The 13,344-nt window shown below is 67.2% G+C and carries 9 protein-coding genes; all 9 read right to left on the bottom strand.

What is annotated here, in order from left to right; all coding sequences use genetic code 11:
- Positions 1-76: 76 nt before the first annotated feature.
- A complete protein-coding gene (locus NXI30_05520; protein MCR9093653.1) occupies positions 77-1,495 on the bottom strand; it encodes a VWA domain-containing protein in 1,419 nt (472 codons plus the stop codon).
- An 88-nt stretch (positions 1,496-1,583) separates the two neighbouring features.
- Positions 1,584-2,564 carry a MoxR family ATPase gene (locus NXI30_05515; protein MCR9093652.1) on the bottom strand — a complete coding sequence of 327 codons (981 nt, stop codon included), beginning with the start codon at positions 2,562-2,564 and terminating at the stop codon, positions 1,584-1,586.
- A 17-nt stretch (positions 2,565-2,581) separates the two neighbouring features.
- Positions 2,582-3,865 (bottom strand): bifunctional 3,4-dihydroxy-2-butanone-4-phosphate synthase/GTP cyclohydrolase II, encoded by a 1,284-nt coding sequence (locus NXI30_05510; GenBank protein ID MCR9093651.1) that lies wholly within the window; start codon positions 3,863-3,865, stop codon positions 2,582-2,584.
- A 292-nt stretch (positions 3,866-4,157) separates the two neighbouring features.
- On the bottom strand, positions 4,158-4,817 hold the full coding sequence (locus NXI30_05505) for a gliding motility protein (GenBank protein MCR9093650.1): 660 nt from the start codon (positions 4,815-4,817) through the stop codon (positions 4,158-4,160).
- 127 nt (positions 4,818-4,944) lie between these two features.
- Positions 4,945-5,949 (bottom strand): methylmalonyl Co-A mutase-associated GTPase MeaB, encoded by a 1,005-nt coding sequence (gene meaB, locus NXI30_05500; protein MCR9093649.1) that lies wholly within the window; start codon positions 5,947-5,949, stop codon positions 4,945-4,947.
- Complete coding sequence (gene scpA / locus NXI30_05495; GenBank protein MCR9093648.1) at positions 5,949-8,111, bottom strand: methylmalonyl-CoA mutase; 2,163 nt, start codon at positions 8,109-8,111, stop codon at positions 5,949-5,951. The genes meaB and scpA overlap by 1 nt, the downstream gene beginning before the upstream one ends.
- Positions 8,112-8,292: 181 nt before the next feature.
- On the bottom strand, positions 8,293-11,730 hold the full coding sequence (locus tag NXI30_05490; GenBank protein ID MCR9093647.1) for a methylmalonyl-CoA mutase family protein: 3,438 nt from the start codon (positions 11,728-11,730) through the stop codon (positions 8,293-8,295).
- Positions 11,727-12,179 (bottom strand): MerR family transcriptional regulator, encoded by a 453-nt coding sequence (locus tag NXI30_05485; GenBank protein MCR9093646.1) that lies wholly within the window; start codon positions 12,177-12,179, stop codon positions 11,727-11,729. The genes NXI30_05490 and NXI30_05485 overlap by 4 nt, the downstream gene beginning before the upstream one ends.
- Positions 12,180-12,458: 279 nt before the next feature.
- Positions 12,459-13,343: a GTPase Era gene (gene era, locus NXI30_05480; GenBank protein MCR9093645.1), complete on the bottom strand. Its 885-nt coding sequence runs from the start codon at positions 13,341-13,343 to the stop codon at positions 12,459-12,461.
- Between the last annotated feature and the right edge of the window lies 1 nt (position 13,344).

The raw sequence follows: 13,344 nt of genomic DNA, 5'->3' as shown, positions 1-13,344 counted from the left end.
CGAACCTAGGCCGCCCGAAGCAGCGAGCAAGCATCCGTCCCGCGGAGAGCGGCAGGGCCTCCCCACCCTGGCAAGGTCAGAGCACGATCTGATCGACGACCTTGGACAGCTGTCGAAGGTTCCGGCACTCCTCCACGATGTCGCAGTACGGCATGTACCGGTCCATCACGGAGTCGCCGAATCCCCAGGCCGAGGGGCTCTCGGGGTTCAGCCAGACGACGTTCTTGGCCTTGTTCTGGATGTCCCGGATGCACCAGGCCTTCGCGTCGTTGTAGTTGTTGCGCGCGTCGCCCAGGATGATCACGGTCGTCTTGTTGTCGACCGCGGCCAGGTGGTTCTTCCAGAACTCGTGGAAGGCGAAGCCGAAGTTGCTGCGGGTATAGACGTTGATCACGTCGCCCCCGTCGAGGGCTTTCTCGACGGCGCTGTTCACGTCCTTGTCGTGGAAGACTTCCGTCACCTCGCCGAGCTCGGCGACGAAGACGTAGCAGCGGATCTTCGTGAAGGCCTCCTGCAGGCTGTACATGAACTGCAGCATGAAGCGCGAGACGTTCGCCACCGACGACGAGACGTCGCACATGATGATCAGCTTCGGCCGGTCCTTGCGTCGGGTCTTGTAGACGACCTCGAAGGGGATCCCGCCCCGGGCCATGTTCCGGCGAAGCGTCTGGTGCAGGTCGAGCTTTCCGCGCTTCAGCCGCTTCTTCCGGATCGAGAGGATGTTCTTGATCCGCTGCGCGAGCCGCGTCACGACCTCGCGCATCTTCTGGATCTCTTCCTCGGTCAGGTGGTAGAAGCTCTTCTCCGTCAGCATCTCGCGACGGAACTTCTCCATGTAGTTGTGGTTCTGCTGCTGCAGCTCCCGCTCGGTGAAGTTGCGGACCGTGCGGCGCACCGTCTCCATCAGCTTGCGGATCATCTCCTGCATCTGCTGGATCTGTTCGTCGCCCATCCCCATCGCCTTCATGCGTTCGACGAGGTTCTCGAGGTCCTGCTGCGCGCCCTCGAGGCCGAGCTGCTCGGTCGTGCGGCGGGAGAAGAAGCCCACCTGGAGCATGTTCTCGATCCGGCCCGTGCCCGCGTCCTCGGCCGCGGCGCGGATCATGTTCTCGAGCTCCGACAGGTTCTGGGTGAGCAGCGCCTGCGCCAGCTCGCCCATGTCCAGGTCGCCGTCCATGTTCTCCATCATCTCGGCGAGCTGGCTCAGCAGCTGCTCGAGATCGATGCCCATGTTGGCGAGGTCGCCCTCCATGTCGCCGAAGGCGCCCTTCAGATTGTCGTAGAAGCCCGACCAGAAGAGGTTGAATAGCTCGTCGAAGGTCGGGATCTCGTCCCCGCGCTTGACCATGGACGAACGCAGGGCGTCCTGGAAGACCTCACGGTCGTCCAGCGAGAGCTCGTCGAGCGCGTTGAACGCGTCGATCCCCTCGGCGACGGACACACGAATCCCGCTCTTCCGAAGGAGATTCGTGAACTCGATGATCTTCTTCTGCATCTAGCTGCCTTGGACGTTCGCTCGTCCGGTTCGAGATCAAGCCGAAGCGATAGGCCTGTCCGCCCTACAGCGCGCGAAGCGCGCGCGATCAGTGAAGAATGCCCTTCTTGGTCGACTCCGCCGGGGCCTGCTGGGGCGCTTCGGCGGCCTTCTGTGCGGTCTTCTTCTCGATCAGCTTCGCGAGCTCGTTCTGGGCCTTCTGGACGTCACCCTCGTACTTGAGGATCACGTTCAGCGTGTCGCCGACGATCTGGTCCTCGAGCTCGTCCGCATTCAGCGCGAGCAGCGCGCGGGCCCAGTCGAGGGTCTCCGAGATCGACGGCGTCTTCTTGAGGTCGAGATCCCGGATCTTGTTCATCAGCTGGACGACCTCTTCGGCGAGGCGCTTGTCGATGTTCGGCACCTTGCGGTCGAGGATCTGGACCTCGAGCTCCTCGCTCGGGTAGTCGATCCAGAGGTGGAGACAGCGTCGCTTGAGCGCATCACTCATTTCGCGCGCATCGTTCGAGGTCAGGAAGACGAGCGGCGTCGTCTTCGACTCGATCGTGCCGATCTCCGGGATCGTCACCTGGAAGTCCGAGAGGACCTCGAGGAGGAACGCCTCGAACTCGGGATCCGACTTGTCGACCTCGTCGATCAGCAGGAGCACCGGGTCGTCCGAGGTGATCGCCTGCATGAGCGGGCGCGGGACGATGAAGCGGTTCGAGAAGAAGACCGAATCCTCGGCCCCGACGCGCTCGGCGGCTTCCGTCAGGTTGCCGGCGTCCGCGATCGTCTCGGAGACCTTGTCCTTCAGGATCTGCGTGTAGAGGAGCTGCTTCGAGTACTCCCACTCGTAGAGCGCCTTCGCCTCGTCGAGCCCCTCGTAGCACTGCAGGCGGATCATGTCGCGTCCGAGCGCCTTCGAGACGACCTTCGCGAGCTCGGTCTTGCCGACGCCCGCGGGCCCCTCGACGAGCACCGGCTTGCCGAGCTGCTGCGCCAGGAAGACGACCGTCGCGATCTGCTTGTCGCAGATGTACTCCTGGTCGCTGAGCTGCTGGATCACGTCTTCTACGGAACTGAACATCGTCTCTTCCTTGCTCTCTACTCGCCCTGGGACCGGAAGCTCAGGACGTGCCCGAGCTTTTCCTTCTTGGTCTTCAGGTAGTTCAGGTTGCTGGCGTTGGGCTCGATCTCGAGCGGAACCCGCTCGACGATCTCGACGCCGTAGCCACTGATCCCGGCGCGCTTGCCGGGGTTGTTCGTGAGGATCCGGATCTTCGTCACGCCGAGATCCGCGAGGATCTGGGCGCCCACGCCGTAGTCGCGCAGGTCGGCGCCGAAGCCGAGCTTGTTGTTGGCCTCGACCGTGTCGAGCCCTTCCTTGTCCTGGAGCTCGTAGGCCTTGATCTTGTTCTTGAGGCCGATCCCGCGGCCTTCCTGGCGCATGTAGAGGATGATCCCGCCGCCCTCTTCCGAGATCATGCGCATCGCCGCGTCGAGCTGCTCGCCGCAGTCGCAGCGCATCGAGCCGAATGCGTCTCCGGTCAGGCATTCGGAATGCACGCGGATCAGGACCGGCTTCTCGGGGTCGATCTCGCCCATGACCAGCGCCATGTGATCGACGTGATCGATCTCGTTCTCGAAGACGATCGCGTCGAACTCGCCGTGCTTCGTCGGCATCTTCGCGACCGCGGAGCGGTGGACGAGCTGCTCGTTGCGCAGGCGATAGGCGACGAGGTCCTTGATGGTCACGATCTTGAGATCGTGCTCCTTCGCGAACTCGACCAGGTCGGGCAGCCGCGCCATCGTGCCGTCGTCGTTCATGATCTCGCAGATCACGCCCGACGGGTGGCACCCGGCGAGTCGGGCCAGGTCGACCGACCCCTCGGTCTGGCCGACGCGTCGGAGGACGCCGCCCTGTCGCGCGCGCAGCGGGAAGATGTGCCCGGGCCGGACGATGTCCGTGGGCTTCGCGTCGGGGTTCACCGCCGCGAGCACGGTCGCGCTTCGATCCGCCGCCGAGATGCCCGTCGTCACGCCCTCTCGGGCCTCGATCGAGACGGTGAACGCCGTGCCGTAGGGCGTGGTGTTCTCGTAGTCCGGCACCATCATCGCGAGGTTGAGGCGCTCGAGCTGCTCTTCCTCCATCGGAAGACAGATCAGCCCGCGGCCGTACTTGGCCATGAAGTTGATCGCCTCGGGCGTGCACTTGTCCGCGGCGATCACGAGGTCGCCCTCGTTCTCACGGTCCTCGTCGTCGACGAGGATCACCATCTTGCCGGCGGCGATGTCGTCGATCGCTTCGGAGATGGTCGAGAGGCCGGGTCCCGGCTCGCTCTCCTGGATTTCGCGCGCGGGCCGCGAATCGGGTTCGGACTTGGACATGGGGAGAGGCTCACCTTAGCGATCCCGCCGTCCAGACCTGAGAGGAGACGAGGCCTCTCGCGCGGTTCCGGCAGCGGTTGGAGGGCGCACCCGGGCGGAATACCCGGGGGTGACGGTGCGTCGACGATAGGCATGGTTGACTGGGGTGTCAATCACGCGGCCGAGCGCGTCCAAGGACTCGGCGTCCACGGGATTCCCGTGGTGCGACGCAGGGTTCACGGCGGAGCGGCGAGCGGGTGGCGGCCGTCGCGGGCGGCAGCCGACGCTCGCGCGGAGCGCCGAAGCACGCGGGCTAGGCGGACGTGCCCTTGAAGTTCTTCATCACGCCCTTGAGGAACTCCTCCTCCGAGAGCGCGAACTTCGCCGAGAAGTCGTGACGGTCTTCGAGCCCGCGGTAGAGCACGCGCATCAGCTCGCGGAAGGTCTCCACGACCCCCTCGCCTCGGGTCGCGATCGCCGGAAAGGTCGGCGTGTCGCCCCACTGTTTCTTGATCTCGGCGAGATCCTTCACGTCGGGCATGTCGCGCTTGTTGAACTGCACGACCTTGGGCAGCGAATCGAAGTCGATCCCATGGGCCTTGAGGTTCGCTTCCATGTCGCGCCAGGAGTAGGCGTTCGCCGAGGCGGCACTCCGCTGACTGTCCGCGACGAAAGCGATCGCGTCGGCGCCGGCGAGGACGACCTTGCGGGTCGACTTGTGCATGACCTGCCCGGGGACGGTGAAGAGCTTCATCTTGACCGAGAAGCCCCCCACCGTGTCGAACTCGACGGGCAGGAAGTCGAAGTAGAGGGTGCGGTCGTCCTTCGTGTCGAGGGTCAGCATGTGGCTGCGCGTCGACTCGTCCATCATCTCGTGCAGCATCTGGAGATTGCTGGTCTTGCCGGAGAGCGCCGGGCCGTAGTAGACGACCTTCAGCGTGATCTCTTTGCTGCTCATGTTGATCTGGACCATGACCGCGACTCCTGCCGACGCATTGCGCGCCGGTGCTCAGGGCCTCATCGGCGGATCCGCGGGACGGATTGAGCCCGGATCCGGAATTCCCGTGCCCCGCCGCGGCCCTGCCCCCTCAGGCGGTCGGTCAGCGCGCCCGAAAGGCGTCGAGAAGGAGCCGCGCCGCGGCGGCGGGCGTCGTCTTCTGGGCGGCGACGCTGGCCTCCTGCTCGGCGATGCGCGCGTCCATGCCGGGCTGCTCGCGGAACTCCCGGGCGATCCCCTCGTCCACGAGCTTCCACATCCAGTCCTTGGCCTGATCGCGCCGACGCTGCTCGAAGCCGCCATTGGCGACACAGAGCGCATGATGCTCCGTGATCGTGTTCCAGACCGGGGCGATCCCTTCCTCGTTGAGCGCGCTCGCCGCGAGGGCCACCGGGCGCCACTCGTCGTTCGTCTGGCGGATCAGATCCAGGGCGCTGGCGTAGTCGACGCGCGTGCGATGGGCCGTCTGCTCCATCGGCCCGTCCGCCTTGTTGACGACGAGCGCGTCCGCGAGCTCGATCACGCCCTTCTTGATCCCCTGCAGCTCGTCGCCACCGGAAGGCAGCAGGAGCACCAGGAAGAAGTCGACCATCGAGGCGACCGTGACCTCGGACTGGCCGATCCCGACGGTCTCGATCAGGATCACGTCGTAGCCCGCGGCCTCGCAGAGCAGCATCGCCTCGCGGGTCCGATGGGCGACACCGCCGAGGGAGCCGCCGGATGGCGACGGCCGGATGAAGGCCTCCGGCCGTACGGTCAACCGCTCCATCCGCGTCTTGTCACCGAGAATGGAGCCGCCGGTCACCGGACTCGACGGATCGACCGCGAGCACGGCCACCCGCTTGCCCTGCTCCACCAGGTAGAGACCGAGCGCCTCGATGAAGGTGCTCTTGCCGACGCCGGGCGGACCGGTGATGCCGACACGGATCGCATCTCCGGCGTCCTCGATCATCTCTTCGAGGATCGCCTGACCCGCCGCGTAGTCCTCGTCGCGGGTGCTCTCGAGCTTCGTGATGGCCCGCGCCATCGCACGCCGGTCGCCCGCACGGATCGCGCGGGCGACTTCGGCGGGATCGGCCGTGCCTGGCGCTCCCGTCCGAGGAGGCATCAGGCGGCGCGATTCTTCAGGACCTGAAGCACCTCGGCGGCGGCGTCCGGAACCGGCGTGCCGGGACCGAAGATCGCCGAGACACCGGCCTCGCGCAGGAAGTCGTAGTCCTGGGGCGGGATGATGCCACCGACGATGACCGCGATGTCCGAGGCGCCGACGTCGGCGAGGGCCTTGATCAGCTGGGGCACGAGGGTCTTGTGGCCGGCCGCCTGACTGGAGACGCCGATCACGTGTACGTCGTTGTCGATCGCCTGCTGGGCCGCCTCTTCGGGGGTCTGGAAGAGCGGGCCGACGTCGACGTCGAAGCCGAGGTCGGCGAAGGAGGTCGCGATGACCTTGATCCCGCGGTCGTGCCCGTCCTGGCCGAGCTTGACGGCGAGCATGCGCGGGCGACGCCCCTGGCGCTCGCCGAACTCGGCGACGTCCTTCGACACCTTCTCGAACGCGTCTTCGTCGCGGTACATCTGGCGATAGACCCCCGAGACCGAGCGAACCTCGGCGCGATGGCGAGAGTAGACCTTCTCCATCGCTTCCGTGATCTCGCCGACGGTCGCGCGCACGCGGGCGGCCGCGACGGCCGCCTCGAGCATGTTGCCTTCTCCGCTCTCCGCGAGCTCCGTGACGTGGGACAGCGCCGCGTCGACGGCGGCCTGGTCCCGGTTCGCCCGGATGTCGTCGAGCCGGCGGCACTGGGACTCGCGCACGGCGGTGTTGTCGATGTCGCGAATTTCGATCGGGTCTTCTTCCGCGAGGCGGTACTTGTTGACGCCGACGATGACGTCCTCGCCCGAGTCCACGCGCGCCTGGCGACGCGTGGCCGACTCCTCGATCCGGAGCTTCGGCATGCCCTGCTCGATCGCCTGCGTCATCCCGCCGAGCGCTTCGACCTCGTCGATCAGCTCGTTGGCCGCCTCGTAGACCTGCTGGGTCAGGTTCTCCATGAAGTAGGAGCCCGCCCAGGGATCGACGACCGCCGGGATCCCCGACTCCTCCTGGAGGATGAGCTGGGTGTTCCGGGCGACGCGCGCCGCGGTGTCGGTGGGAAGCGAGACCGCCTCGTCGTAGCCGTTCGTGTGGAGCGACTGCGTCCCGCCGAAGACCGACGCCATCGCCTCGACCGTCGTCCGGATCACGTTGTTCATCGGATCCTGCTCGGTCAGCGACGCGCCCGAGGTCTGGGAGTGGGTGCGGAGCATCATGCTCCGGGCGTTCTTCGGCTTGAACTCCTTCTGCATGCGCTCGGCCCAGATCCGGCGGGCGGCGCGCATCTTGGCGATCTCCATGTAGAAGTTCATGCCGATGCACCAGAAGAACGAGAGTCGGCCGGCGAACTTGTCGACGTCCATGCCCTTGCTGAGAGCGGCGCGGACGTACTCGAGACCGTCGGCGATCGTGAAGGCGAGCTCCTGGACCGTCGTCGCCCCGGCCTCCTGCATGTGGTAGCCGGAGATCGAGATCGAGTTGAACTTCGGCATCTCCTTCGCCGTGTACTCGATGATGTCCGCGACCAGCCTCATGCTCGGGGTCGGTGGATAGATGTAGGTGTTGCGGACCATGAACTCCTGGAGGATGTCGTTCTGGATCGTGCCCGCGAGATTCTTGCGATCGACGCCCTGCTCCTCGCCGGCGACGATGAACGACGCGAGGACCGGGATCACCGCTCCGTTCATGGTCATCGAGACGGTCACCTCGCCGAGCGGGATCCCGTCGAAGAGGATCTTCATGTCCTCGACCGAGTCGATCGCCACGCCGGCCTTGCCGACGTCGCCGGTCACGCGCTCGTGGTCCGAGTCGTACCCGCGATGAGTCGCGAGATCGAAGGCGACCGAGAGCCCCTGCTGGCCCGCCGCCAGATTGGCCTTGTAGAAGCGGTTCGACTCCTCGGCGGTCGAGAAGCCCGCGTACTGTCGGAGCGTCCAGGGCCGGTTCGCGTACATCGTGGCCCGCGGACCGCGCAGGAAGGGGAACATGCCGGGGAGCGTGTCGGCATGGTCGAGGCCCTCGAGGTCGGCGGCGGTATAGAGCGCCTTCACGTCGAGCCCGTCGGGGCTGGTCCAGACGAGGTCGTCCACGTCCTTGCCGCGGAGCTCCTTGCTCGCGAGTTCCTTCCACTCGGAAAGCTGATCGGCGGCGCGGATGCCGCCCTTCGAATCGGCCATCTCGTTGGCTCCTGTGCTGGGGATCGCGGCCCGTTTCCGGGTACCCGGTCGTTCGGCCGGGTGGGGGTCCGCGTCGCGCCCGTGCGGTCCGTCGGGACCTCGGGGCGGCCGAGTCTAGCAGCCCCGTCCCGCCCGACATCCATTTCGTTTTCAGTGACTTAGGCGGCCTACCGTCGAAGGTCTACATCGCCCGGCGGTAGCGTCCGCCGACCTCGAAGAGCGCCTCGCTGATCTGGCCGAGGCTCGCGACCTTGACCGTCTCGAGGAGCTCGTCGAAGAGGTTCTCCCCGTTCCGGGCCTTCTCCTGGAGTCGCGCCAGCGCCGCGGGCGCCTCGTCCGCCCAACGGGCGTGGAACGCGGCGAGGGAATCGAGCTGCGCCTGCTTCTCCGCGTCCGAAGAGCGCATGAGCTTGTCGTCGTCGAGGACCGGATCCGCCGGGTCGTCGGGCAGAAACGTGTTGACGCCGATGATCGGCAGCTCGCCCGTGTGCTTCAGCTGCTCGTAGACCATCGACTCGTCCTGGATCCGCCCGCGCTGATAGAGCGTCTCCATCGCGCCGAGGACGCCGCCCCGCTCCGAGAGCCGCTCGAACTCCTGGAGGACGGCCTCCTCGACCAGATCGGTCAGCTCGTCGATCACGAACGCGCCCTGGATCGGGTTCTCGTTCTTCATGAGCCCCGCTTCGCGGTTGATGATCAGCTGGATCGCCAGCGCCCGTCGCACCGACTCCTCGGTCGGCGTCGTGACCGCCTCGTCGTAGGCGTTGGTGTGGAGGCTGTTGCACTGGTCCTGGAGCGCCGTCAGCGCCTGGAGCGTCGTCCGGATGTCGTTGAAATCCATCTCCTGCGCGTGGAGCGAACGGCCCGAGGTCTGGATGTGGTACTTGAGCTTCTGGCTCGACTCGCTGGCCCCGTACTTCTCGCGCATCGCGATGGCCCAGATGCGTCGCGCCACGCGTCCCATCACCGAGTACTCGGCGTCGAGCCCGTTCGAGAAGAAGAACGAGAAGTTCGAGGCGAAGTCGTCGACCGACATGCCGCGCGCGAGGAAGTACTCGCAGAACGTGAAGCCGTTCGCGAGGGTGAAGGCGAGCTGGGAGATCGGGTTCGCGCCGGCCTCGGCCATGTGGTAGCCGGAGATCGAGACCGAGTAGAAGTTCGAGACCTTCTCTCGGCAGAACGTCTCCTGGATGTCGCCCTGGAGCTTGAGGGAGAACTCGGTGGAGAAGATGCAGGTGTTCTGGGCCTGGTCCTCCTTCAGGATGTCCGCCTGGACGGTGCCTCGAACGGACTGGAGGACCTCGCTCCGCAGGCGCGCGTAGGTCGGAGCGTCGACCACCCGGTCGCCCGGGATGCCGAGCAGCCCGAGGCCGAGCCCGTCGTGGGTCGGAGGCTGATCCCCGGCGTACTCGGGCAGCGTCTGCCCCTTCGCCTCGAGCGCAGCGGAGAAGCGCGCCACCGCCGCCTCGAGCTCGCCGGCCTCGCGCAGATGGCGCTCGACGCGCTGATCGACGGCGGCGTTCAGGAAGAAGGCGAGGACCGTCGGCGCGGGGCCGTTGATCGTGAGCGAGACCGAAGTCGTCGGCGCGCCGAGATCGAAGCCCGAGTAGAGCTTCTTCGCGTCGTCGAGGGTGCAGATCGACACGCCCGAGTTACCGATCTTGCCGAAGACGTCGGGCTGCTCGGCCGGGTTCCGGCCGTAGAGGGTCACGCTGTCGAACGCGGTCGACAGACGCGCCGCGGGCTGGCCCGCCGAGACGTAGTGGAAGCGGCGGTTCGTGCGCTCGGGGCCGCCCTCGCCGGCGAACATCCGGGCCGGGTCTTCGCCGCTTCGCTTGAACGGAAAGACGCCCGCGGTGAACGGGAAGGAGCCGGGCACGTTCTCGAGCGAAAGGTATCGCGCGAGGTCACCCCAGTCGTCGGTCCGCGGAATCGCGACCTTGGGAATCGTGTTGCCGGAGAGCGTGGTCGTCCGGTTCTCGACCTCGATGTCGCGACCGCGGACGGTGTAGCTCTGACGATCGGCCCGGTATTGCTCGCGCTTCGCGGGCCATGCGGCCAGCGATGCGGCCAGCGACGGCTCGACCCGGGCCGCTGCGGCGGCGTAGCCTTCCGCAAGGCGTGCCGCGACGTCGTCGCCGGGCGGCGTCTCGATCGGCGCGAGCGGCACTGCCGGGACGTACCCCTCGGCGGCGAGTACCCGCGCGTAGCCATCGGCGCGCGCGGCGGCGGCGCTGTCCTCTTCGACGCGGGCTCGGTAGCCCCGGATGGACTCCGCGATCTCGGCGAGGTAGCGCTGACGCGAGGCGGGAACGAGACCGCTCGCCTCCGAGACCGGGTTCTCGCTCAACACCGGGGCGGCCGTGTCCGAGAAGGCCGCGATCCCGAGCGCACCGAGCCGGGCCTCGAGGGCCCGGGCGAGGTGCTCCGTACCCGGATCGTTCCAGTTCCGGGCGACCGTCGGAAAGACCGGCACCTCGGCATCCGGCGTGGTCATCGCGTTCCGGTTCCGCCGCCACTGCTTGCGCACGTCCCGGAGCGAGTCCGCCGCGCCCCTCCGGTCGCACTTGTTCAGCACGATCAGGTCCGCGTAGTCGATCATGTCGATCTTCTCGAGCTGCGACGGCGCGCCGTAGTCCGGCGTCATCACGTAGAGCGAGCAGTCGACCTGGTCGACGATCTCGGAGTCGCTCTGACCGATGCCGGCGGTCTCGAGGAAGACGAGGTCGAAGTCCGCCGCTCGGAGCACCGCGAGTGCATCGCCCACGGCCGCTGCCAGCGACAGGTTCGCGCGCCGAGTCGCCATCGAGCGGACAAAGACCTGCTCACCCCCGATCGCGTTCATGCGGATGCGGTCGCCGAGCAGGGCGCCGCCGCTCCGCCTGCGGGTCGGATCGACGAGCAGGAGCGCGATCCTCAGCTCCGGCGCATCTCGACGCAGCCGCATCACGAGCTCGTCGACGACGCTCGACTTGCCCGCGCCGCCCGTGCCCGTGAAGCCGATGACCGGCGCCTTCGCCCCCGCCCGTTCGGCCACGCGGGCGCGGACGCGCTCCGCGTCGTCTTTGTGCGCGTCGGCGTAGCTCTCGAAGAACGTGATCAGTCGCCCGACGTCCCGCGGCGCCGCATGGGCGATTCCTGTGGCGACCTCGTCGAGGCCTGCGGCGGGCTCCGCTTCACGGTCGACACGGGCCTCGAGGCACTCGTCGACGATCGTCGCGATCATGCCCTCGAGGCCGAGGATGCGGCCGTCCTCCGGACTGAAGACGCGGGCGACGCCGATCCGGTGGAGAGACTCGATCTCTTCCGGCGTGATCGTCCCGCCGCCACCGCCGTAGACACGCACGTGCGGCAAGCCGACTTCGGCGAGGCGCTGGACCAGGTACTGGAAGTACTCCATGTGCCCGCCCTGGTAGGACGAGAGCGCGACCGCGTCGGCGTCTTCTTCGAGCGCCGCCTCGACGAGCTCGTCGACGCTTCGGTCGTGGCCGAGATGGATCACCTCGGCGCCGAGGCCCTGCAGCAGTCGCCGCATGATGTTGATCGCCGCGTCGTGGCCATCGAAGAGCGAGGCCGCCGTCACGACGCGGATCGGGGGACGGGAAGCGGACTCGGTCATGCCGTGGCACTCCTTCGATCGGATACGTCGCGTCCGGCGTCGGTGGCGTTCGGGACGTCGCGCTCGCCGGCGGGGTCGCCTCCCTCGGCGATCCGCGCCTCGATGTGGTCGCGATAGAGAGCGAGCTGTCCGCGAAGCGCGGTCAGCTCTTCGAGCCGCCGGTCCACGTCCGCCAGATGGGCGGCGAGCAGCGGCTGCAGGTGCTCGAGCATCGCCTGGGTCGAGCCGCCGATCGCGTAGACCGCGTTCAGGTCGCGAATCTCCTTGAGCGAGAGTCCGAGCGTCTTGAGGCGCGTGATGAACGCGAGACGCTCGAGCTCGTCCTCCCCGTAGACCCGTCGGCCCCCTTCGCTGCGACGGACCCCAGGCAGCAGCCCGATCTCCTCGTAGTAGCGGACGGTGCGCGCGGAGAGCCCGGCGCGCTCACAGATTTCGGCGATGCTCCACATGTCCGGATTTTTCGGCAATCTGCCAGCTCACGTCAACTGCGAAATCACCGAAGCCGCACTGAACCCACCTCATAGCCCCTCGGGGCCTGATCGCAGCCCTCTCAGGCAGCCACCCCGAACCCGGCGAGCACCCGCCGGCGGAGGATCATGCGATCCCCCGCAGCCGGAGACGACCGGGCGACCACACACGGCCGGAGCCCCCGGCGAGCGCCCGCAGCCGGAAAATTAGCCGAGCGCCCGCAGCCGGAAAATTAGCCGAGCGCTCGCAGCCGGAGGAGCCTAGTGATATCCGAGCTCCTTGATCCGCCGCTCGTTCTTCAGCCAGCCCGGATCGACCTTCACGAAGAGCTCGAGGTGGACCTGTCGCCCCACCCAGTCCTCGATCGCCCGCCGCGCGCGGATCCCGATCTTCTTGATCATCGCCCCACCCTTGCCGACCACGATCCGCTTCTGCGAGTCCCGCTCGACCAGCAGATTCGCACCGATCTTGACCGCCTTCCGCCCCGACTCGTCGTAGCGAAGCACGTCGACCGCCATCGAGTACGGCAGCTCCTGATCGAGCAGCTCGAAGAGCGCCTCGCGAATCATCTCCCCACACAGCCAGCGCATCGGGCGATCCGTCAGCTCCTCTTCGCCGTAGAGCGGCGGCGACTCGGGCAAGGCCTCGACGATCGCGTCGAGCAGCGGCTCGAGCCCCGTCTCCGACCTGGACGAGACCGAGAGCTGGGGCCAGGACGCCGGGGCTTCGGGGATCGGCCAGACGGCAGAGCGGGCGCGACCGAGGTCTTCCTTCGTGCCGACGACGATCGTCGGGCGACCGAGCTTCTGGAGCGCTTCCGCGATGTCGTCGTGGATCTCGGTCCAGCCGACGGCGCGGTCCACGAGCAGGAGCGCGACCTCGCTGTCCCGGGCGACCTCGTCGACGACGTCGTTGAGCGCTTCGTTCAGCTTCTTCTCGCTCTTGTGACGGCCGGGCGTGTCGAGGAAGAGGACCTGCGCGCCTTCTCGCGGCAGGATCCCGAGGATGCGGCTGCGCGTGGTCTGGGGCTTCGCGCTCACGATCGCCAGTCGCATCCCGAGCAGCGCGTTCAGGAGCGAGGACTTTCCCGCGTTGGGTGGACCGAGGAGCGCCACGAAGCCGGCCTTGAAACCGTCGTCGTCCATC

The organism is bacterium, assembly GCA_024742285.1.
Taxonomy (GTDB): domain Bacteria; phylum Myxococcota_A; class UBA9160; order UBA9160; family UBA4427; genus UBA4427.
The sequence above is the reverse complement of the archived record's forward strand: the minus strand, read 5'-3'. Positions and strand labels throughout refer to the sequence as shown.

What these genes read in the sequence shown, in the direction of transcription:
- NXI30_05520 (MCR9093653.1), bottom strand. Translation starts at nt 1,495, where the DNA reads ATGCAGAAGAAGATCATCGAGTTCACGAATCTCCTTCGGAAGAGCGGG.
- NXI30_05515 (MCR9093652.1), bottom strand. Translation starts at nt 2,564, where the DNA reads ATGTTCAGTTCCGTAGAAGACGTGATCCAGCAGCTCAGCGACCAGGAG.
- NXI30_05510 (MCR9093651.1), bottom strand. Translation starts at nt 3,865, where the DNA reads ATGTCCAAGTCCGAACCCGATTCGCGGCCCGCGCGCGAAATCCAGGAG.
- NXI30_05505 (MCR9093650.1), bottom strand. Translation starts at nt 4,817, where the DNA reads ATGGTCCAGATCAACATGAGCAGCAAAGAGATCACGCTGAAGGTCGTC.
- meaB (MCR9093649.1), bottom strand. Translation starts at nt 5,949, where the DNA reads ATGCCTCCTCGGACGGGAGCGCCAGGCACGGCCGATCCCGCCGAAGTC.
- scpA (MCR9093648.1), bottom strand. Translation starts at nt 8,111, where the DNA reads ATGGCCGATTCGAAGGGCGGCATCCGCGCCGCCGATCAGCTTTCCGAG.
- NXI30_05490 (MCR9093647.1), bottom strand. Translation starts at nt 11,730, where the DNA reads ATGACCGAGTCCGCTTCCCGTCCCCCGATCCGCGTCGTGACGGCGGCC.
- NXI30_05485 (MCR9093646.1), bottom strand. Translation starts at nt 12,179, where the DNA reads ATGTGGAGCATCGCCGAAATCTGTGAGCGCGCCGGGCTCTCCGCGCGC.
- era (MCR9093645.1), bottom strand. Translation starts at nt 13,343, where the DNA reads ATGGACGACGACGGTTTCAAGGCCGGCTTCGTGGCGCTCCTCGGTCCA.